Source organism: Pseudonocardia sp. CA-142604 (assembly GCF_050948475.1).
Taxonomy (GTDB): Bacteria; Actinomycetota; Actinomycetes; order Mycobacteriales; family Pseudonocardiaceae; genus Pseudonocardia; species Pseudonocardia alaniniphila.
On sequence record NZ_CP192045.1, the window covers coordinates 9,080,665 to 9,099,899 of the forward strand.

At 68.9% G+C, this 19,235-nt stretch carries 21 protein-coding genes and 1 tRNA gene; 14 read left to right on the forward strand and 8 right to left on the reverse strand.

Annotation, left to right across the window (positions count from 1 at the left end; genetic code table 11):
* Nucleotides 1-397: 397 nt before the first annotated feature.
* Entirely contained in the window at nt 398-1,177 is a 780-nt protein-coding gene (locus ACQPZQ_RS41340) for a phosphotransferase enzyme family protein (RefSeq protein WP_433289934.1), read from the forward strand.
* Nucleotides 1,178-1,238: 61 nt separating this feature from the next.
* On the opposite strand, the gene ACQPZQ_RS41345 is transcribed toward ACQPZQ_RS41340, so the two are convergent.
* Nucleotides 1,239-2,315: an ABC transporter substrate-binding protein gene (locus tag ACQPZQ_RS41345; protein WP_433289935.1), complete on the reverse strand. Its 1,077-nt coding sequence runs from the start codon at nt 2,313-2,315 to the stop codon at nt 1,239-1,241.
* A gap of 1,331 nt (nt 2,316-3,646) precedes the next feature.
* Here ACQPZQ_RS41345 and ACQPZQ_RS41350 point away from each other — a divergent pair.
* On the forward strand, nt 3,647-4,426 hold the full coding sequence (locus ACQPZQ_RS41350) for an inositol monophosphatase family protein (protein ID WP_433289936.1): 780 nt from the start codon (nt 3,647-3,649) through the stop codon (nt 4,424-4,426).
* Nucleotides 4,427-4,528: 102 nt separating this feature from the next.
* Here ACQPZQ_RS41350 and ACQPZQ_RS41355 read toward each other — a convergent pair whose 3' ends face one another.
* Nucleotides 4,529-4,981: a winged helix-turn-helix transcriptional regulator gene (locus tag ACQPZQ_RS41355; RefSeq protein ID WP_433289937.1), complete on the reverse strand. Its 453-nt coding sequence runs from the start codon at nt 4,979-4,981 to the stop codon at nt 4,529-4,531.
* A gap of 57 nt (nt 4,982-5,038) precedes the next feature.
* Here ACQPZQ_RS41355 and ACQPZQ_RS41360 point away from each other — a divergent pair, with 57 nt between their 5' ends.
* From ACQPZQ_RS41360 to ACQPZQ_RS41380, 5 genes are all read left to right on the forward strand, one after another.
* Complete coding sequence (locus ACQPZQ_RS41360) at nt 5,039-5,830, forward strand: SDR family NAD(P)-dependent oxidoreductase (RefSeq protein ID WP_433289938.1); 792 nt, start codon at nt 5,039-5,041, stop codon at nt 5,828-5,830.
* A 250-nt stretch (nt 5,831-6,080) separates the two neighbouring features.
* Entirely contained in the window at nt 6,081-6,536 is a 456-nt protein-coding gene (locus ACQPZQ_RS41365; RefSeq protein ID WP_433289939.1) for a hypothetical protein, read from the forward strand.
* 286 nt (nt 6,537-6,822) lie between these two features.
* Nucleotides 6,823-7,026 carry a hypothetical protein gene (locus ACQPZQ_RS41370; RefSeq protein WP_433289940.1) on the forward strand — a complete coding sequence of 68 codons (204 nt, stop codon included), beginning with the start codon at nt 6,823-6,825 and terminating at the stop codon, nt 7,024-7,026.
* 369 nt (nt 7,027-7,395) lie between these two features.
* Nucleotides 7,396-7,806 carry a hypothetical protein gene (locus ACQPZQ_RS41375; RefSeq protein WP_433289941.1) on the forward strand — a complete coding sequence of 137 codons (411 nt, stop codon included), beginning with the start codon at nt 7,396-7,398 and terminating at the stop codon, nt 7,804-7,806.
* Nucleotides 7,807-8,590: 784 nt separating this feature from the next.
* Nucleotides 8,591-9,196: a pentapeptide repeat-containing protein gene (locus ACQPZQ_RS41380; protein WP_433289942.1), complete on the forward strand. Its 606-nt coding sequence runs from the start codon at nt 8,591-8,593 to the stop codon at nt 9,194-9,196.
* Between the two features lie 385 nt (nt 9,197-9,581).
* Here ACQPZQ_RS41380 and ACQPZQ_RS41385 read toward each other — a convergent pair.
* A tRNA-Tyr gene (locus ACQPZQ_RS41385) sits at nt 9,582-9,663 on the reverse strand.
* An 80-nt stretch (nt 9,664-9,743) separates the two neighbouring features.
* Here ACQPZQ_RS41385 and ACQPZQ_RS41390 point away from each other — a divergent pair.
* Nucleotides 9,744-10,235 carry a YajQ family cyclic di-GMP-binding protein gene (locus ACQPZQ_RS41390; RefSeq protein WP_433289943.1) on the forward strand — a complete coding sequence of 164 codons (492 nt, stop codon included), beginning with the start codon at nt 9,744-9,746 and terminating at the stop codon, nt 10,233-10,235.
* Nucleotides 10,236-10,335: 100 nt separating this feature from the next.
* Here the strand turns inward: ACQPZQ_RS41390 and ACQPZQ_RS41395 are convergent, their stop codons facing one another.
* A complete protein-coding gene (locus tag ACQPZQ_RS41395) occupies nt 10,336-10,767 on the reverse strand; it encodes an SgcJ/EcaC family oxidoreductase (protein WP_433289944.1) in 432 nt (143 codons plus the stop codon).
* Between the two features lie 141 nt (nt 10,768-10,908).
* Complete coding sequence (locus ACQPZQ_RS41400) at nt 10,909-11,523, reverse strand: PadR family transcriptional regulator (RefSeq protein WP_433289945.1); 615 nt, start codon at nt 11,521-11,523, stop codon at nt 10,909-10,911.
* A 120-nt stretch (nt 11,524-11,643) separates the two neighbouring features.
* On the opposite strand from ACQPZQ_RS41400, the gene ACQPZQ_RS41405 reads away from it, so the two are divergent.
* A complete protein-coding gene (locus ACQPZQ_RS41405; protein WP_433289946.1) occupies nt 11,644-13,323 on the forward strand; it encodes an alpha/beta hydrolase fold domain-containing protein in 1,680 nt (559 codons plus the stop codon).
* 36 nt (nt 13,324-13,359) lie between these two features.
* Here ACQPZQ_RS41405 and ACQPZQ_RS41410 read toward each other — a convergent pair whose 3' ends face one another.
* Together ACQPZQ_RS41410 and ACQPZQ_RS41415 are read right to left on the reverse strand one after the other, a co-directional pair.
* On the reverse strand, nt 13,360-14,085 hold the full coding sequence (locus ACQPZQ_RS41410) for an alpha/beta fold hydrolase (RefSeq protein WP_433289947.1): 726 nt from the start codon (nt 14,083-14,085) through the stop codon (nt 13,360-13,362).
* Nucleotides 14,086-14,125: 40 nt separating this feature from the next.
* Nucleotides 14,126-14,953, reverse strand: coding sequence for a DUF6597 domain-containing transcriptional factor (locus ACQPZQ_RS41415; RefSeq protein WP_433289948.1), 828 nt, complete (start codon nt 14,951-14,953; stop codon nt 14,126-14,128).
* Between the two features lie 107 nt (nt 14,954-15,060).
* On the opposite strand from ACQPZQ_RS41415, the gene ACQPZQ_RS41420 reads away from it, so the two are divergent.
* Genes ACQPZQ_RS41420 through ACQPZQ_RS41435 form a run of 4 tightly spaced genes read left to right on the forward strand, consistent with a single transcriptional unit; the run spans nt 15,061 to nt 17,454 of the window.
* On the forward strand, nt 15,061-15,633 hold the full coding sequence (locus ACQPZQ_RS41420) for a TIGR03086 family metal-binding protein (RefSeq protein ID WP_433289949.1): 573 nt from the start codon (nt 15,061-15,063) through the stop codon (nt 15,631-15,633).
* Entirely contained in the window at nt 15,630-15,986 is a 357-nt protein-coding gene (locus tag ACQPZQ_RS41425; RefSeq protein WP_433289950.1) for a nuclear transport factor 2 family protein, read from the forward strand. The genes ACQPZQ_RS41420 and ACQPZQ_RS41425 overlap by 4 nt, the downstream gene beginning before the upstream one ends.
* 50 nt (nt 15,987-16,036) lie before the next feature.
* Entirely contained in the window at nt 16,037-16,660 is a 624-nt protein-coding gene (locus ACQPZQ_RS41430; RefSeq protein WP_433289951.1) for an ArsR/SmtB family transcription factor, read from the forward strand.
* Nucleotides 16,657-17,454, forward strand: a complete 798-nt coding sequence (locus ACQPZQ_RS41435; RefSeq protein ID WP_433289952.1) for an SRPBCC family protein — start codon at nt 16,657-16,659, stop codon at nt 17,452-17,454. The genes ACQPZQ_RS41430 and ACQPZQ_RS41435 overlap by 4 nt, the downstream gene beginning before the upstream one ends.
* A 15-nt stretch (nt 17,455-17,469) precedes the next feature.
* On the opposite strand, the gene htpX is transcribed toward ACQPZQ_RS41435, so the two are convergent.
* A complete protein-coding gene (gene htpX / locus ACQPZQ_RS41440; RefSeq protein ID WP_241037151.1) occupies nt 17,470-18,333 on the reverse strand; it encodes a zinc metalloprotease HtpX in 864 nt (287 codons plus the stop codon).
* 124 nt (nt 18,334-18,457) lie between these two features.
* Between htpX and ACQPZQ_RS41445 the strand changes: the two genes are divergently transcribed.
* The gene (locus ACQPZQ_RS41445; protein WP_433289953.1) at nt 18,458-19,225 is read left to right on the forward strand and encodes an enoyl-CoA hydratase; all 768 of its coding nucleotides are present in this window, start codon (nt 18,458-18,460) and stop codon (nt 19,223-19,225) included.
* Nucleotides 19,226-19,235: the final 10 nt, after the last annotated feature.

A 19,235-nucleotide genomic window follows, 5' to 3' on the forward strand; every position in this document is an offset into this window, starting at 1 on the left:
GATCGACAGAGTCACGATGAAGTGGGGCCTCGAAGCCTTCCGTGTCACGGCACGCCTGTCACGAGTCGAACCGAGGAGCGGCAGGCGGTCGTCGAAGGATCGCGAACGTGGCCGCGCTCGTCTGCGCGCTGACGCATTCGGCCGGTCAACGCCCCTCTGTCTACGGGACCCGGCGGCCGCGGAGAGGCTGGGAGGTGTAGCAGGCGAGCCACCTCGGCCGGAGTAGCCGCCGGAGGCAGCGCATCGGCTCGTCCCTGCCGTCTCGATGCGCCAGGAGCGCGCTGGAGTTGGGCGAGTGCGGCGCGATGGGCGTCGTCGTAGCCGTGCTCCCGCGCCTGACGCTTGGCATGCTGCTCGCAGATGCGGGCCCATGACGACGCGAATGGACGACTGCTGCGTGAGCGACCAGGAAGAGCGCCTGCCGGGCGGCAACGTGACGGCCGGAGTCGTGCGCATCGGCAACACCGTCCGCCGACCAGCCGGCCCGCACACACCAGCTGTCCACGCCCTTCTCGAACATCTGCACGAGGCAGGGTTCACCTGGGCACCGCGACCGCTCGGCGTCGACGATCTGGGGCGGGAAGTCCTTTCCTACATCCCCGGTTCGCCTGTGCACCCCGACCGGCTCGACCTGCTCGACTCCGATCGGTCACTCAGCGAGATCGGCAGGCTGATCCGCGCCTTCCACGACGCGGCCGCCGAGTTCGTTCCGCCTCCGGACGCGTGTTGGCGGGTTGCGATCCCCGATGTCGGCGCCGACCTGATCGTCCACCACGACATCGCCCCGTGGAACCTCATCAGCTCCGGCGACCGCTCCTGGACTCTGATCGACTGGGACTTCGCTGCGCCGGGCACCCGGCTCTGGGATCTCGCCTACGCCGCCCACGGCTTCGTCCCGCTCACCGCCGACCCATCGGCAACACGACCGGACCCAGCACGCCGTCTCCGCGTTCTCGTCGACGCCTACGACCTGGACGAGAGCCAGCGGCACCGACTGCTCGACCTGCTCCCCCAGCGCACACGTGCCATGTACGACCTGCTTGCCCACGGCGCCGACATCGGTACCGAGCCGTGGGCGACGCTGTGGCGCGAAGGCCACGGTCGAACCTGGGGCGCCAACACCGACTACATCACCAACAACGCCGAGCAGTGGCGTGCCGCTCTACTCGACACGTAGCGGACCGGTCCCGCCGCCCGAGGCTCCGACGAATTAACCCTCGAACTTGCGACGCAGGACACTAGGTCGCGTTCGCCTTGTCGATGAAGCCGCTTCGGTCGAGCTCGCCGACCACGCTGCTGTCGTAGAAGTCCTCTGCGGTATGGCGCTGCAGCCCGTAGTGGGGGAACAGCTGCATGACCAGCTTGATGCCATCGACCGCGGGGTAAGGCTTCTCCGGGAACCGGGCGACTTGGCTGTACATGTCCCGCTGCTGCCGAGGGTCGGTGACGCCGTACCACTTGGCCAACGCGCTGTAGACGACGTCCGGTTTCTTCCTCATGAGGGCGTACGACTCGATCGTCGCCTTGAGGAAACGCACCGCAGTGTCCCTGTGAGCCTCGTACCAACCGGCCTTCGCGTTGATGCCGGAGCCCGCGATCGGAATATGGTAGTCAGACAGGTCTGCCAGGTCTTTTGCACCGTTCTTTTCGGCCATGGTGTAGTAGATCTCGCTGCCTATGAAGGCGTCGACTTTGCCCGCTTTGAGGGCCGAGTAGTCCGCGCCGTCACTTATCAGTGAGATGTCGCGGCCCGGGGTCCAGCCTTTCTGCCGCACCAGTGCAAGCGCGATCAGGTTGCTCACCGAGCCGGGAGTGGTGAAGCCGAGGCGTTTACCCTTGAGGTCGTCGATGGACGCCACGGCCGGGTTGCTGACGACGTGGAAGCCCGCCTCGCTGTCGGTGGTGGCGAGAATGACGCGCTGTGTCGCTAGAGGGTCCGTCGTCATCGAGTTGATCAACGGACTACCACCGCCGACCGAGATCTGCGCGTCGTCCCCGTTGGTCTTGCCGACGAAGTCGTCGGGCACGGTGATGCCGCTGCGCCGGATGCGGTCGGCCGCGCCCGCCGTAATGGACTCATGCACGTCCAGCCCGTATTTCTGGTAGATGCCGTTGTCGGCGGCGACCAGGAACGCGACCTTGTTCAGGGAGACATCACCGAGCGAGACGCTGACTGGCGTCAGATTCTGCGCGGCGCCGGGCGCGCGATCTGGCGTCGGGCCCGGTCCGGTCGCGGTGCACGCTGAGCAGGCGAGCACCATGGCCAGCCCCAGCCAGACACTAAGCCGGGCTCGGCGCAAACGGGATTCGCGCATGCATTCAGCCCTTCGTCGTGTGATGCGGACCCGGTACCGGAGATGCCAAGAGGGCGACGAGTTCCGACGGCTCGCGGCCCTCGGCACAGGGTGGTTCGGGTCTCGGTGCAGGATCCGGCAAGTGCCGTCAACCCTCTGCCCAGGCCACACGCGTCGGGCCGTGCCCGAGCCGGCCAGAGCCACGGTCTCGACGCTACGGCGCAAGCTGTTCACCATCCCAGGACGATTTGTCCGCTCCGCGCGGCGCCTTTCCCCACAACTGGCCGTGGGAGACCGCGTTCCTGACAGCGTTCAACACGATTACCGCGTTTACCCATGCGATGTTGATCGCCCAGTGATTCTGCCCACCCCCAACCCGAGGAACCTGGAAAAGCCGGACAGACCGGCGAGCTCACCCTGCCTCCAGCGCAAGTCACCGCCGATCAACAAGATTCTTAACCTCACAATCTCGACCGCGGATCCGCGCTGAGACAGTGCGCCATAAAGTTGCGAACGTCGCCTCGTCGCCTGCTACCTCGCGCCGGGACGGCACCTGTGCGGGCTGAGGCCGCCGGGTTCCGGGCGAACGTGGACGGAGCGCAGCACGCAAAGGTACGACTACGACACGAACATCGGAGGGTCAACGGATCCTGCGCGCCGTGCTCACGCAGGCGGTCGGGGCGCAGAACGGCCTTGAAGGCGACAGGGCGTGCCGCCGAAGTCTCGGGGCAACGCTGGCCGCGCCTCCCCCGCGCAGCGGCCCTCGGAGGGCCTACAGACAGCCGCTCTGAGCCGGTAGGAGTCGGACACAGCCGGACCCACAGCAGAACGGCCACCGTCCTGCGTTTTCGCAGTTCAAGGATGTCCCGCCGGGGTGTGACAGGTGAAGGATTCGAACGCTCGTAGGCTGAGTCGACGGGTTTGCAGTGCGCTGTCGTATCGGCTCTGACCTGCGGCAGACCGCTCCACCTGATTGCGTCCGTGCACAGTCCGCGCGGTTGTTCTTACCCCTCGCACGGTGGGTCCTGGCTGGATTCTCCTGTGCACTCACCTGATCTCCGAACCGGTGCCGGGCGCGAGCGGAGCCCTGGATCTTCAGTCTCCGAGCGACTCCTACTCTCGCGCGAGTTCCCACTGCTCGTCGGCGACGCTCGATCTGACGTCGCGTGGGTCTCGTCAAGCCGTTGTGCCCCGCCTGTGGTCATCTGGACCGGCCCCGTTTGAGGGGAGAGGATGAGAGTTCGGAACCCGAGCGGAGGGACAGCACCAGGCAGACGCGCAAGCCGGGTGCTTCGGGTTTCATCGTCGACCGACGCGTGACGGGGACAGAACGTGAGCAGCGGGGGGCTCCGATGCAGAGCACAGATACCGAACTGGCGATTGATGCGGTGCAGGCTGGTATGGACGTCGTCCGGGCAATGTCGGGCGAGCAGCTCGAGCGTACTCGGAAAGGCTCAGCCGACTTCGCAACGGCTGCGGACATCGACGTGGAACGCGCTATTCGATCGGTGCTCCGCGCAGGTCGAGCGCATGACACGATCGAGGGCGAGGAGCTTGGCAAGTCTGGGGGAGCGGGGTCGCGCGTGTGGTTGGTGGATCCCCTTTGCGGCACCCGCAACTTCGCCTCCGGCGCGGGGGACTACTGCACGAACGTTGCGCTCTGTTTCGCGGGCTCGCCCACTATTTCGGCTGTAGGTGACCCTCGGCGTGGACTCATCTATTGGACCGACGGAGAGAACGCAGGGGTGCGGAACGAAGATAGCGACACACCGCTGAGTCCGAGCGCGAAGAACCGCATCATCGAACTCAATGCAGATGAGCCATGGGATGTCGCGACCTCGTCCCTGCTCCGTGATCGTGGGCTGCGAGAGTGGATGACACCGAGAGTCAGCGCGACAACCCTTGCTCTGGCTTGGGTGGCGGCCGGGCATAGAGCCGCATACGTCAACGACGGCGACCTACGCGGAAGCGTGCACTTCGCTGCTGGCATCGCTCTCTGTCAGGGGGCCGGATGCATCGTGACCGACCTACGAGGGGACGACATCAGCACCGGGGTCGGGCTCATCGTCGCGGCGGACCATGACGTGCATAACGAGCTGCGACACCGCATCAGCTCTCTGGGCGTTCTCTGACTCAGGGCTGGAGTCCACTGTGCTCGGGCGTGTGCGAGGCATAGGACCGAGTGCGGTCTCGATGATGTTGCCGGCGAAGGTGAGCCCAGTACTACAGCAGTACTAGGGCGCGCCGGGGCCGTCGACGGCAGTCACCGCGTCGGGCGCAACCGCAGCGGCGCAGCTGGTGCAGATCAGCTCCGCTGCGATCCGGCCCCCGCACCCGTCGTGTAACAGCAGCTTCGGCGACCCGGCTGGCGGCGGGTAGTAGCTGTCCCCCCACGCGATCATCGCGGCGAGCACCGGCCAGAGCGCGCGGCCCTTGTCGGTCGGCACATACTCGAAGCGTTCGGGCCGGTCCTGGTACTTGCGGTGGGCGAGCACACCCGCGTCGGTGAGGCGCGCCAGTCGATCGGTGAGCACGTTCGGCGCGATGCCCAGCGACTGCTGGAAGTGCTCGAACCGCGTCATCCCCGCCAGAGAGTTGCGCACGATGAGCAGCGTCCACCTCTCGCCCACCACTTCCAGCGTGCGCGCGATCGAACACGTGATCCCTGGGTAGTTCCGAGGCAGCACGCACGCAGTCTAGCTGCTTGGTTGTGTGATAAAAGCGACTGCCTTAGGGTCACTATCATGACGCAAGCGACTTCGTCGGGGGTGGCGCCGCGTATCGCCGTGGTGACCGGAGCGGGGCGGGGGATCGGCCTGGCGACCGTCCGGGCGCTGGCCCACGACGGGTTCGCCGTGGTCGCCGGCAGCCGCACGGTGTCGCCCGACCTCGCAGCGACGACACCGGACGTGCTGGAGGTTGACCTCGGCACGCCGGACGGACCCCGCCAACTCGTGCAGATGGCTCTCGACCGGCACGGCGGGATCGACCTGCTGGTCAACAACGTCGCGGGAACCGCGATCCCGGCCGGCGGGTTCCTCGCCCTCGACGACGGCGGATGGCAGCACACCGTCGACCTGACGCTGATGTCCACCGTCCGCGCCACCCGTGCCGCGCTGCCCTCCCTCCTCGACCGGCAGGGGGCAATCGTCAACATCAGCTCGGTGAACGCGCGGATACCGCAGCCGCGCATGGTCGCGCAGTCCGCGGCCAAGGCCGCGTTGTCGAACCTCGGCAAGGCGTTGGCCGAGGAGTTCGGCGGCCGTGGGCTGCGGGTGAACACGATCTCCCCCGGCCCGGTGTGGACCGACGTGTGGACCGCCCCCGGCGGGCCCCGCGACGTGCTCGCCCGGCGCGCGGGCGTGGAACCGGAGGACTTCACCGATCAGCTGCCGGGGGTGCTCGGCATGTCCACCGGCCGGTTCACGAATCCGGACGAGATCGCCTCGCTCGTGGTTCTGCTCGCATCCGGGCTGGTAACCAACATGAACGGCTCCGACCTCGTGATCGACGGCGGAATGATCAAGAGCGTCTGATCCGCTCTGGACGCTTCAGCCGAGCCCCTCGAACAGCGCCACGATGATCCTCTTTGGGCAGCGGACGTCGCAGAGCCGATAGCCGTCCGCCTAGTGGCCCACGCCGGCGACGACTTCGGGGCCGTGAGTACGCAAGCGGCGACGACGTCCCAGTACTCCAGCGGTCGTTCGAGAGCGGCCCGGCTCGGGCAGGACGCCACTCATCGCACGAACGTCGGGTCCCGTACCGGCACTGTCCTAGCCTCGCGAAATGACCTCTGTCCTCATTGAGGATCTACCCCCTGCGACCGCTGACTTCCTCCACCGGCGCGCTCGTCGGGCAGGCGCATCCTCGGTTGCCGATCACATACGACACGAGCTGATCACGTTGGCGAAGGAGCGGGCGCCCATCGACAACGTGGTGGAACTTGCCGCCGAGGAAGGCAGCCGCAGCCTCCCAGAGCCTGAGATCGACTACGACGCGCGCGTTCTGCACAGAACCTACAGCCTGCCAAACGACGTATGGCACACCTTGTGTGTCCGCGCGGCCGCTGCAGGCGTTTCGGTCAGCGACTATGTTCATCAAGAGCTTGTGGCGCTGTCACGTCGGGGGACGATCGATGACGTCATGTGGGAATTCGGCGAAATGCAGGCCGCAAATCCAAGCCTCGACATCGACTTTGAGGCCGTCCTCAAGGCGACAAGGTACGCGCGCGGTCTCGACTAATCGGCAATCGAGCCGGTTGCCTCGTCTTTGACTGCCCGCGTTCGAGGTGATCTCCTAATGGCTGTTGAGCGGCCGTGTCAGCAGACGCCTGGTGATCTCCATGGGCTTTGAGCCCTCTCGCGAGACGGGTACTCCTGACATTGTCGCTCGCCATGTGTTGCCGGGCGTCTCGAGATCGGCGTATCAGCGGCGTGGCGCGGTGAGGTTCTGATCGTGGTCCGAGACCGCCCGCACGGGGCGCCCCTCCGTCACTCCAGAGCCTCGAGTCTGACGCGAACCCGGGACCGTGCGGGATCGCTGGGATCGCGGACGGCTCATCGGGAGGAAGGCCAACGAGCCTTGTCATCAGGGCGCCGCGCGACCCGGCCAGGGAGATGACCAGCACAAACAGCAGACCGAGCTGAGGTTCTGCGGGATCGACTGGGCGGAGCGTCATCACGACATCGCCCTGATTGGTCAGGATGGCAGCCTGATCGCCAAGGCTGCGTGAGGGTGAGGTGCCCCGGTGGGTCTCGAACCCACGATGGAGCCTTTGAAGGGGAGCCGCCAGCCTTACATGTCAGGGCTCGCCGTGCTGTTGAGGGGGTCGACCGGCGCGTAGTCGTCAACCCGGAACAAGCCGGCCGACTGCTCGCCGCAGTGAGTCGCCAAGGCGAGTCGGGCAAGCGACTCGTCGCATTCTTCGGGCTGATGTACCACGCCGCCCTCCGACCCAGCGAGGCCGCGCACGTCCCGGTATCGGCCCTGCACATCCCCTCCGAGGGTTGGGGAGAGCTATTTCTCCCCGGCTCCCCTCCGACGACCGGGGCGGCATGGAGCGACAGCGGGCGACGTCGTGACGAGCGCGGGTTGAAGCACCGTGCCCGAGAGGCAATCCGCCTCGTCCCCTCCGCCTCTGACAGCCCTCCTGCGGGCCCATCTGGACGAGTTCGGGGCGAACGGCAAGGGACGCCTGTTCGGATCGATGCGCGCCGGTGATGGCGATCTCTCGGACAGCTACGGGCGCGTCTGGGCGAATGCCCGCACCGAGGCGCTGACACCTGACGAGGTGGCCTCACCACTCGCGCGACGGCCGTACGACCTACGCCACGCTGCCGTCTCGACGTGGCTCAACGCCGGCGTACCGCCGACACAGGTCGCGGAGTGGGCCGGCCACAGCGTGGCCGTCCTGCTGCGGGTCTACGCCAAGTGCATCGCCGGCCAGGAAGAGGCCGCCCGCCGCAGCGTCGCGCTCGCGCTCGGGCTCCCTCCGCGCGACAGATCGACTTGACCACGTATTTGCCACAGTCCCCCGGGGACGGCCGGCCGACGCCGGACGCTACCGGACACAGCGGAACGGCCCCTGTCCTGCGTTTCCGCAGTTCAGGGGCCGTTCCGCCTGGGTGTGAGGTGAAGGATTCGAAACTTCTAGGTTAAGCCGACGGATTTACAGGCAACCAATCATGCCGATGAGAGAGTCGTCCTGACCAGCACGTCTCGACATTTTCCACACCCAGAACACCGCTCCCACCGCAGAAGCAGCAGCCAGACTGGCATGATCAGACAGCATGATCGGTCGCCGCGTCGCCGCAGCCCGTCGCCGCTCTGGCAAGTCGACACGCCTGGTGAAGCTCAATGCTCGCAATCTTGCGGGAGCACAGCTTCCCCGTCCCACTCGGCCCGCGGGTACCAGCCCGAAGCGGCGCTTGGACTTGACCCAGATCCTGACCTTAGGCGCAGTACTTGTCAGCCTCGCCTTTGCGATTCCCCAGTACGTAACCGCCCGAGGCCAGAGTGAGGATTTGAAACAACAGCGGATCACCGAGGGAATCGCAAAGGCCGTAGAGCAACTAGGCACCCGTGATAACCTGCAAGTACGCCTCGGCGGTATCTACGTCCTAGAAAAGGTCGCCCACGACTCCCAAGACGACCAACTGGCAATCATGAACGTGCTAGCCACATTCGTTGGAGAAGCCGCCAGGGAGCCAAGGACGAGGACGCCGACCAACGCCTGTCCAGACCAGCCCGTGGCCCCAGATGTTCAAGCTGCGCTAGACGTCCTCGCCCGAGGTGCAATGGAACGGGTCTACGCATACTGGCGGATCGATTGGTCGCGCGGCTGTCTGCGAGATGCCAGATTAGCGACCATCCCCGTCCCCGACGCTACCAACCTTGCTGGCGCCGACCTCACCGGCGCCAACCTCACCTGGGCCTACCTCGGTGGCGCGAACCTCACCAACGCCAACCTCGACAGCGCCGACCTCACCGACGCCGACCTCACCGACGCCGACCTCACCGGCGCCAACCTCACCGGCGCCAACCTCACCGAGGCCTACCTCGGTCGCGCCAACCTCACCGGCGCCAACCTCACCGACGCCACCCTCACCGCCGCCACCCTCACCGCCGCCACCCTCACCGGCGCCACCCTCACCGGCGCCACCCTCACCGGCGCCAACCTCACCGGCGCCAACCTCACCGGCGCCAACCTCACCGAGGCCTACCTCGGCGCCGACCTCACCGAGGACTACCTCGGTGGCGCCCTCACCGAGGTCTACCTCGGTGGCGCCAACCTCACCGGCGCCAACCTCACCAACGCCAACCTCGGTGGCGCCACCCTCACCGGCGCCACCCTCACCGGCGCCAACCTCGACAGCGCCGACCTCACCGGCGCCATCGAATAGCAAACCGTGTGGGGAGCGGTAGGGACGCACGTGCCGAGCGCCCGTCGTTCCGAGCCCATGCTGTGGCTCGCACACGGGGCGTTGGCGGCGGGATGCTGGCGTCTGGATCAAGCATCGATCGCGCTCTGGCGAGAAGTCCCGAAGGGCGGCTAGCCGCACGTGGCCGTCCTGCTGCGTGTCTACGCGAAGTGCATCGCCGGCCAGGAGGACGCCGCCCGGCACCGCGTCGCCCTGTCGCTCGGCCTCCCACCACGAGACGGCTCGACCTGACCACGCATTTGCCACAACCCGCCGGGCACGGCCGGCCAGCGCCGGACATCACCGGACACAGCAGAACGACCCCCGTCCTGCGTTTCCGCAGTTCAGGGGCCGTTCGGCCTGGGTGTGGCAGGTGAAGGATTCGAACCTTCGTAGGCTAAGCCGACGGATTTACAGTCCGCTCCCTTTGGCCACTCGGGCAACCTGCCAGGTGCGCCGTGGCGCGGATGAAGGATACGACAGCGATGAACCGGGCCAAGCAGGGGCCCGGTCGCCAAGGAGGCACGTGATGGCCGACCCGTCGTTCGACGTGGTGAGCAAGGTCGACCGGCAGGAGGTCGACAACGCCCTCAACCAGGCCGCGAAGGAGCTATCGCAGCGCTTCGACTTCCGGGGGACCGGGACGTCGATCGCCTGGGCGGGCGAGGAGGCCCTGACGATCGAGTCGGAGACCGAGGAGCGGGCGCTCGCGGCCGTCGAGGTGTTCAAGGAGAAGTTGATCAAGCGGAGCATCTCGCTGAAGGCGTTCGAGGCGGGCGAGCCCGCCATCTCCGGGAAGACCTACAAGATCAGCGGCAAGATCCTTCAGGGCATCGAGTCGGACAAGGCGAAGGAGATCAGCAAGGTCATCCGGGACGAGAAGCTCAAGGGTGTGCAGGCCCAGATCCAGGGCGACCAGCTGCGTGTCTCGGGCAAGAAGAAGGACGACCTCCAGGCCGTGATCGCGCTGCTCAAGAACAAGGACTTCGGGATCGCCTTGCAGTTCACCAACTACCGCTGACACAGCAGCTCCGCCCAGCACGGAGCAGTGAGGGGACACGCACGTGCTCCTCCGAGAAGGAGCACGTGCGGCCCCATCGGGAGCTGCCGTCGTCAGCTGCTCACGGCTTCGGCCCCGCGTGCTGACGCCGGGTGTTCTGGAATGCCGCGATCCACCAGGAGCCGTCGTCCTCGACGAGGACCAGCGACACCACCGACTCCCGGTCGGGGGTCAGCTCGGCGGTTCCGGCGAGCTGGACGCCGCCTCCCGCGGTGTGGACGAGCGCGACGTCGGGCCGGATGAACCGGACGTGGCGCTCCGCGGCGGCGGGCCCCGCGGAGTGGGTCATCCGGGAGGAGCGCAGCGGTCCCTCGAAGAGCCAGCGGTGGCCGTCCTCGATCGCGGCGCGGCCGCGCATCATCTGCCCGTTGAACGCGACGTACGTGGCGTCGGCGGTGAACAGCGCCGCGTACGCCGCGGCGTCACCGGCATTCCAGGCCGCGGCCATGCGGGCGAGTGTGTGGTCGATGAGGTCAGGGGTTGTTGCGGACATGGTGAACCCTTCTGTCGACGCGACCACGCCGCACTACGCTCACAGGTGCAATCCCGAGCCGTGCCGCGTGACCATCGGTTGCGTGCATGCGGTTCCGGTCCGGGAGCGGCGCGCCAACGCCGCCCCGGGCCGTCTTGTCGATCAGCTCAGCGGCGCCTCCGGACCAGGTCCGGCGAGAGCCGCCAGCTCTGCGACGTCCTCAGGCCAGTCGAGCTGCCCCGAATCCAGGTCGGCCACGATCGTTCCCAGCCAGTCACGTTCGGACGCGGTGCGGCCGAGCTCGTACTCGACCTCGAGCAGAAGCACACGCGGCACCGGCGTCTCGGCGAGGACCCGCTCCAGTTCCGTGCAGCGTTCGGCCAGTGCATCGCGACGGGCGCGGAGCGCGGCCGCCGCCTCGGCGGGTGGCAGGCAGGCGACGAAGGACAGGCCCGCCACCAGCAGGGTCGCGTCCGGGTCCGGTGTCTCCAGGAGCCTGCGTACGCGGGCCATCAGCTCGGCCCGGCCGGTGTCCGTCAGCGCGTAGACGATGCGTTCCGGCCGTGACCCGTCGCGAACCGTGTCGGCGACGACGATGTGCTCGTCGCGGAGCAGTCGCTCCACGGAGTGGTACATGCTCCGCGGCAGTCCGGTGACGAAGTCCTTGTGGGTGTCGATCATCATCCGGTGCATTTCGTAGGTGTGGCGCGGGCCGGTCATCAGCAACGCGAGCACGGTGAGCCCCGGCAGGTCTCGATCCGCACGGCGCAGTGCCACGTCCACCACCTCTTCTGATGCAGATCGCACTATGGCAGGTTGCCATAGGGACCACAATCGTTGCGGTTCGGCGCATTCTGGGAGAGGGGGCGTAGTCGTGTGCTCGTCCGAGGAGGAGACGTGCGAACCACGCGTCATCCGGCATCGCCCGACGACCTGGGCGTGATCGGCGACGTACTGAGAAAGACGCGTACTGACGCCGGCGATGCCCCTGCTTCAGCCGACACCGGGCAGGTGGTGCTCGACCACAGCTGGGCATCGCGCACCCCGCCCTTCGCGACCACCCCGTGGCGGGCCGACGAGGTGACCGGTGAGTGGGTGGCCGCGGCAGGCACCGCGGGCGAGGCAGTGGCGCTGTATCTGCACGGTCGGCGCTTCCAGTACGAGGAACCTCCCGAAGTGTTCGCCGCGCCTCTGTCGCACGCGCTCGGCATGCCGGTGCTGCTCCTGCACTACCGGCTCGCGCCTGCCCACCCCTACCCGGCCGCGCTGCAGGACGTACTGACGGCCCTTCACGCACTTCTCGGACGGCGCCCCGCGTCGCGCGTGGTGCTCGTCGGCCACTCCGCCGGTGCCACCCTCGCGTTGTCGGCACTGACCGAACTGGCCGGCACCGGACACGCGCTGCCCACCGCCTCCGTCTCCGTCTCCCCCATCACCGACTTCACGTTCTCCGGCGCCTCGATCACCGCGAACGAGGGCAAGGACGGTGTTGGCAGGGCGGAGCTGGATGCCGTCCGCGAGGCGTATCTCGGCGAGGCCGATCCGGCGGGCTCGCCGCAATCACCACTGTTCGGCAAGCTCGCCGGCCTTCCGCCGTTGCTTCTGTGCGCCGGCAGCAACGAACTGCTCCTCGACGACACTGTCCGGTTCGCCGAACGCGCCGACGCCGCCGGAGTGGAGGTCGAACTCGACCTCTTCGACGGGATGATCCACGGCTTTCCCGTCGCCTGCGCCGACGCAGCGGAGACGATGTTCGATCGGATCGCCGAGTTCGGTACGTCCTGGCTGCACGGCGGCCTCGAACAGCCGCCGCAGCCGCTGACGATCCGCCGGGTCGGCTGGGCCGGCTACCAGATCACGACGGAGCAGGGCACGCGTGTGCTGGTCGATCCTTACCAGGCCGACCCGGAAGGAATCCACAGTGGACTCCCCGAGAGCCCTGTCACGCCGGAGGAGCTGTCCGATTCCGACGTCGTCGCCGTCACCCACGCCGGTTACGACCACCGTGGCCAGGCCATCGAGATCGTCCGGGGTGGACAGGCGATCCTCGTCTGCGGCCCCGCGCTCTACCAGCACGCCCTGAGCCACGCCGTCCCGTCCAGACGCTGCGCGCCCATGGTCTCCGGCGTCGAGTTCGGCTGCCGGGACGTCACGATCAAGGCGCTGGACGCCCGCCACTCCTCGAGCATGTGCTCCGACGGCCAGTTCCTGTCGGACCAGCCGATGAGCTACCTGCTGACCACCGCCGCCGGCAGTCGGATCCTGTGCGGGGGCGACTTCTCGTTGTCCGCCGACCTGAAGACCTGGCGTGAGCTGTACCGGCCGCAGATCGCCGTGCTCGGCATCGGCGGCGCGCGCATCGGACCGGTCACGGTGACCGAACTGCCGCCGGCCGAGGCAGCGATCGCCGCCATGTGGCTGGGCGTGCACACCGTGATCCCGGTGCACTATCCGCCGGGCGACCCGGCCCCCGCCCAGCTCGCCGCCGACCTCGCAGGACGCGAGCAGCGGATCCAGGTCGTCACCCTGGAGTTCGGCGAGACCTGGACATCGACGCCCGGCCCACGATCGGCATGAGTGCCGGCGGTGGCTCGTCGGTCCTGCCGCCGGCGATCAGAAACGCGTGACCAGGGCGGCGACCGCCGCAGGGTCTTCCACGTGAGCGTTGTGGCCGAGGCCGGGCAGGTCGACGACGTTCGGGGCGAGCTCGAGCAGATCCTCGGAGCTGACGAGCGCGTCGTGCTGCCCCCGGGCCAGCACCACCGGCACCGCGGCTACGGCGAGCAGGGCAGCGACGCCCGGTTCGCCGACCCCGAAGGCCCGCGGGTCGAGCGCCGGGCGCCAGCGACCGTCCTCCTCGACGACACCGGCGGCCGCGGCCGGGTGATCCATGTCGACGAGGCCGTCGAGTCCGGCGACCCGCAGGTGGCGGGCCACGGCCTCATCACGCGTGTCGAAACGAGCGGGCTCCCGGGCGGCGAGCTTCGCGGCGCGGGCGAGCTCGTCAGGCGTCCAGGCGACCTTGATCCCGAGGCCCACCACCGCACGCACACCGGGGCGGCTCGCAAGGTGCAGCCCGACCACCCCGCCGAACGAGTGGCCGATGATCACCGTGCCGGCGGGATCGACCAGGTCGGCCACCGCCTCGGCCGTCGCCGAGAAGGTGTACTGCGGCAACGGGTGCGAGCGCCCATGGCCGGGCAGGTCCGGGGCCACCCAGGCCCGGTCGCCGAGGGCCGCGACGACCCCGTGCCACACCTCGGAGGTGGCACCCAGCCCATGGAGCAACAGCACGACGGGCGCCTCGGCGCCGCCGCGACGCACGCGCAGCGAAGTCACGCCGGCAGCATCCCGCATCTGATCACCCGCGAGCGAGCACTCAGGCACTCACCGGGGCCTCGGAGCGCAGGCAGGCCTGCGCGTAGGCCACCGGGGTGAGGCCGACGGCTGCGGTGAAGTCGCGGATGAAATGGGACTGGTCGTAGTAGCCCAGCTCGGCCGCGACCTCCGCCCACGGCCGATGCTGCTCGCGGGCGAGCACGGCGGCGGCCTCGTGGAGCCGGTAGCGGCGCAGCACCCACTTGGGGCTCACCCCGACGTAGCGCTGGAACAGCCGCTGCAAGGTGCGCGGGTTGATGTTGAACCGCTCGGTGACGTCGTCGACCCGGCTGATGGTGCGGTCGTGGAGCAGCGCCGCGACGATCCGGCCGACCAGCTCCACCTGAGGATCAGGCGGCGGCAGGCGCTCACGCAGGAAGGCCTCGACCAGCGCGACCAGGTCGTCGACGCCCGGCGCCGCCGTCATGCGCGCAGCCAGCGCGGCCGCGGCCGGCCCCCACAGTTGCTCGGCCGGCAGCACCGCATCGGTGATGCCGGAGACCGGCGCGCGGAGGAACGGCAGGAACGCCCCCGGCCGGAACTTGACGCCGAACACGCGGCCGGATCCGCGGTAGACGTAGGTGAAGCGATCGCGCCCCACCCCGGAGACCGCGAGCTGCCCGTCGTCGAGCACGAGGTTGACGCACGGATGCGGCAGCAGGGTGACTGACGCCTCGCGTCCGGGCTCCAGCTCCCAGGACACGAGCCAGTGGCGTTCGACGAGATCGGCGAGATCGGGCGCCGGCGGGAAACGGTCGACGGAGAAACCCGTGGTGTGCTCACCGAGCACGCCGTGTTCGCTCGTGGTGGGCATCGGCACCTGCGTCACGTACTCAGGATGCCCGCGGACCCCGACAATTCGGCGCGTCGCGCGATGGCACGCGCCGGGCGGCGTGGGCACCCGGACGGGGCTTCTGGAAAGCGCAGGTGACGGGCATGCTCACAGCGGTGGACGTCCGCCAGATCTACGCCCGGTGCAGCGCCGAGTTCGGGGCGCAGGTGCACGCCGTCGACGGCCGCTGGGACGCACCGACGCCGCTTCCCGGCTGGACGGTGCGGGACCTCGTACGCCACATCGTCGAGGAGGAGCGGTGGGCCCCACCGCTCTTCGCAGGCGAGACGATCGATGAAGTCGGTGACCGCTTCGCAGGCGACCTGCTCGGCGACGACCCGGTGAGTGCGTTCGACGACGCCGCGGCCCGGGCGCTCTCCGCCGTCTTCGCCGACGGAGCGTTGGACCGCGTGGTGCACCTGTCCTTCGGCGACCACCCGGGCAGCGAGTACGCCTTGCAGCTCGCCGCCGACCACCTCGTCCATGCCGTCGACCTGGCGCGTGCGCTCAGCGCGGACGAGGCGATGGATGCGGAGGTGGTCGTGGCCGTACGGGAGTGGTTCGGCCCCATGGAGGCCGTTTACCGCGAGATCGGTGCGATCGGTCCGCGGGTCGAGGTTCCGGCCGGAGCGGGCGCGCAGGCCGAGCTGCTGGGAATGATGGGGAGGACGCCATGAGCAGCGGGAATCCGGACAGTGCCCTCGCCGCCGTCCAGCGCTTCCAGACGGCGTTCGACGCCCAGGACGTCGACGCGATCATGGCCACGATGACAGGCGACTGCGTGTTCGAGGACACCAGCCCGCCGGACGGGCGCAGGCACGTCGGCGCCGACGCGGTGCGGGAGGCCTGGACGGCGCTGTTCGCCGGGGCTCCGGACGGGGGGTTCACCACCGAGGAGCTGATCGAGGCAGGCGACCGGGTGGTGGTGCGCTGGCGCTATTCATGGGGTTCCGGGCACGTGCGGGGCGTGGACGTGTTCTCCGTCCGCGACGGGCTGGTGGCCGAGAAGCTCGCCTACGTGAAGGGCTGACACGCCGGCCAGCCCTTGACAAACTTTCTTGTCAAAGAGACCGTACGGCGGTGCACGAGCTTGCTGTCATCGACGATCCGGCCGCGGCCGGTGTCTCCCTCGACCCGGTGCGCGCCCGGCTGCTGGCCGAGCTGGCCGAGCCGGGTTCGGCCAGCAGCCTCGCCGCGAAGGTGGGGCTTCCCCGGCAGAAGATCAACTACCACCTACGCACGCTGGAGCACCACGGCCTCGTCGAACTCGTGGAGGAGCGCCGCAAGGGCAACATGACCGAGCGGATCCTGCAGGCCACCGCGTCGAGCTACGTGATATCGCCTGCCGCGCTCGGCGCCGTTGCACCCGACCCGGAGCGGGCGCCCGACCGGCTCTCGGCACGCTGGCTGATCGCCGTTGCCGCCCGGACCGTACGGGAGGTCGGTGACCTCGTGCGGGGCGCCACGACCGCAGGCAAGCGGCTCGCGACCTTCACGATCGACGGCGAGGTCCGGTTCGCCTCGGCGAGCGACAGGGCGGCCTTCGCCGAGGAGTTGGCCAACGCGGTCACGGCGCTCGTGTCCAAGTACCACGACGAAACGGCACCGGGGGGCCGCCCGCACCGGGTGGTCGTCGCGGTGCACCCCAGCGCACGCACCGACGACCCAGCGCGCGCCGAGACCCCCCGGGAGCAGACGACATGAGCGAACGCCGACTGGAGAAGGACATCGAGCTGGCCGCCGACCCGGAGCAGGTGTGGGAGGCGATCGCGACCGAGCCCGGCATCGCCACGTGGTTCGTGCCGCACCGCGTGGAGCCGCGCGAAGGTGGCGCCGTCGGGCAGGACTACGGCTCCGGCTTCGAGACGACCGGCCGGATCACGGCATGGGAGCCGGTCTCGGCCGACGGACGGGGCCGGTTCGCCTACGGGTCCGCCGAGCCGCCGGCCGACGGAAGTCCCGACTACGCCTTCGAATTCCTCGTGGCAGGCCGCGAGGGCGGCGGCACAGTGGTGAGGTTCGTGCAGAGCGGCTTCCTCGACGGCGCCGACTGGGACGGCGAGTACGACAGCTTCGACGCGGGCTGGAGCCTGTTCTTCGAGAACCTGCGCAGCTACTTCGCCCACTTCCGCGGTCTGCCCGCGCAGAACGTGGTGACGATGAGCTGGACGTCCGGCACGGCCCACACGGTCTGGCCCGTGCTGTACGGCGGGCTGGGGCTCGCCGGGCGCCCCGATCTCGGCAGCGAGGTCACCCTCGCCCCGGACGGACCGGCGCCGATCACCGGTGTCGTGGACGTCATGACCGAGGAGTTCCTCGGCGTCCGGTCGGCGCGAGGCCTGCACCGCTTCGGTGCGGAGGGCTCCGACGGCTGCGGCGTGAGTGCCTACCACTACTTCTACGGTGGGGCCGTGGACGCGGCTGCGCTGACGCAGGAGTGGCAGGCCTGGCTCACGCGCCACTTCCCCGTGCCCGCCGGCGCCGCGGACGTGCGCTGAGCCGCGGCTCCCCGCTCAGCGGTACCGCAGACCCATCTCCTCCAGCCGCCGGATGCGATCCTGCATCGGCGGGTGGGTGGAGAACAGCCGGGCCGCCTGCTCGCCCGCCCGGAACGGGCTGGCGATCATCAGGTGCGACTGGGACATCAGCTTCGGCTCGGGGGGCAGCGGGGCGAGCTGGGTGCCGCGTTCGAGCTTGCGCAGGGCCGAGGCCAGCGCCAACGGGTCGCGGGTGAGCGCTGCGCCGCTCGCATCGGCCTGGTACTCCCGGGAGCGGCTCACGGCCATCTGCACGAGACCGGCGGCAACCGGCCCGAGCAACGCGATCAACAGCAGCGCGATCGGGTTGGGGCGATCCTCGTCGCCGCCCCCGAACAGGCCGGCGAACATCGCGATGTTGGCCAGCAGGCTCACCATCGAGGCGAGGGCCCCGGCCACCGAGGAGATCAGGATGTCGCGGTTGTAGACGTGGCTCAGCTCGTGGCCGAGGACGGCTCGCAGCTCCCGCTCGTCGAGGAGGGAGAGCAGGCCGGTGGTGGCACAGACAGCGGCGTGGCGGGGGTCGCGACCGGTGGCGAAGGCGTTGGGCGCAGCGGTGGGCGAGATGTAGAGGCGCGGCATCGGCTGGCGCGCGGTCTGCGAGAGCTCGCGCACGATCCGGTACATCACCGGGTGCTCCGGCTCGGTGATCGGGCGCGCGTGCATGGCACGTAGCGCGATCTTGTCGGAGTTGAAGTAGGCATAGCCGTTCATCCCCAGAGCGACGACGAACGCGATCACCAAGCCACCACGCCCGAACAGCGACCCGACGAGCAGCACCAACGCGCTCAGCCCGCCGAGCAGCATCGCGGTCTTCAACCCGTTCCACGACCTGTGCACTTCGGGTCCCTCCTGTCCCGATCTGTGAACGAACAACGACCTGAGCGTGTTCCGGACGAGCAAAGGCGCGCGACGTGACCGGCATGACGGCGCGATCGCGGCTCTCGTAGAGCAAGATGCGGCCATGGCCACCGCAGTCCGCACCGAGATCACCGACCGCGTCGCCGTTCTGACCCTGTCCAACCCGGAACGTCGCAACGCCATGAACCTCGACCTGTCCGGCAAGCTCGCCGACGCCGTGCGGACCGTCACCGCCGACGACGCCGTGGGCGCCGTGGTGGTCACGGGCGAGGACCCGGCCTTCTGTGCCGGCGGCGACCTGGGTGAGCTCGCCAAGGCCGACCCCGCGACCCTCCTCGACGTCTATGCAGGTTTCCTCGCCATCGCAGAGTGCCCGCTGCCGACGATCGCGGCCGTGAACGGCGCGGCGGTCGGGGCCGGGCTCAACCTCGCACTGGCCTGCGACCTGCGCCTCGCCGGCCCGCGCGCGAGGTTCGACGCCCGGTTCCTGCCGCTCGGACTGCACCCGGGCGGCGGCTACACGTGGATGGCGCAGCGCGTGCTCGGCCCGCAGGGGGCAGCGGCGCTCACACTTTTCGGTGACGTCCTCGACGCCCAGGAGGCCGCGCGGATCGGCTTGGTCTACCGCGCGGTCGACGACGTCGTGGCGGCGGCTGTGGAGCTCGCCGCCCGGGCCGCGGCGGCGCCGCCCGATCTCGTCCGCACAACAAAGTCGACATTGCGTCTCACGGCTGGGATGGACACGCAGGCCGAAGCTGTTGAGGTAGAGGTGCGAGCACAGGCGGCGTCGGTGAACTCCGACGAGTTCCAACAGCGACTGGCGGCTCTCCAGGCGAAGATCAGCAGCTCAGCCCGTGGACAAAAGGGGTAACGGGCGCATG

Bases quoted from the DNA above. Each gene is read 5' to 3' on its own strand.
- ACQPZQ_RS41345 (WP_433289935.1), bottom strand. From the start codon at position 2,315: ATGCGCGAATCCCGTTTGCGCCGAGCCCGGCTTAGTGTCTGGCTGGGG.
- ACQPZQ_RS41350 (WP_433289936.1), top strand. From the start codon at position 3,647: ATGCAGAGCACAGATACCGAACTGGCGATTGATGCGGTGCAGGCTGGT.
- ACQPZQ_RS41360 (WP_433289938.1), top strand. From the start codon at position 5,039: ATGACGCAAGCGACTTCGTCGGGGGTGGCGCCGCGTATCGCCGTGGTG.
- ACQPZQ_RS41365 (WP_433289939.1), top strand. From the start codon at position 6,081: ATGACCTCTGTCCTCATTGAGGATCTACCCCCTGCGACCGCTGACTTC.
- ACQPZQ_RS41380 (WP_433289942.1), top strand. From the start codon at position 8,591: ATGGAACGGGTCTACGCATACTGGCGGATCGATTGGTCGCGCGGCTGT.
- ACQPZQ_RS41390 (WP_433289943.1), top strand. From the start codon at position 9,744: ATGGCCGACCCGTCGTTCGACGTGGTGAGCAAGGTCGACCGGCAGGAG.
- ACQPZQ_RS41395 (WP_433289944.1), bottom strand. From the start codon at position 10,767: ATGTCCGCAACAACCCCTGACCTCATCGACCACACACTCGCCCGCATG.
- ACQPZQ_RS41420 (WP_433289949.1), top strand. From the start codon at position 15,061: ATGCTCACAGCGGTGGACGTCCGCCAGATCTACGCCCGGTGCAGCGCC.
- ACQPZQ_RS41425 (WP_433289950.1), top strand. From the start codon at position 15,630: ATGAGCAGCGGGAATCCGGACAGTGCCCTCGCCGCCGTCCAGCGCTTC.
- ACQPZQ_RS41435 (WP_433289952.1), top strand. From the start codon at position 16,657: ATGAGCGAACGCCGACTGGAGAAGGACATCGAGCTGGCCGCCGACCCG.
- ACQPZQ_RS41445 (WP_433289953.1), top strand. From the start codon at position 18,458: ATGGCCACCGCAGTCCGCACCGAGATCACCGACCGCGTCGCCGTTCTG.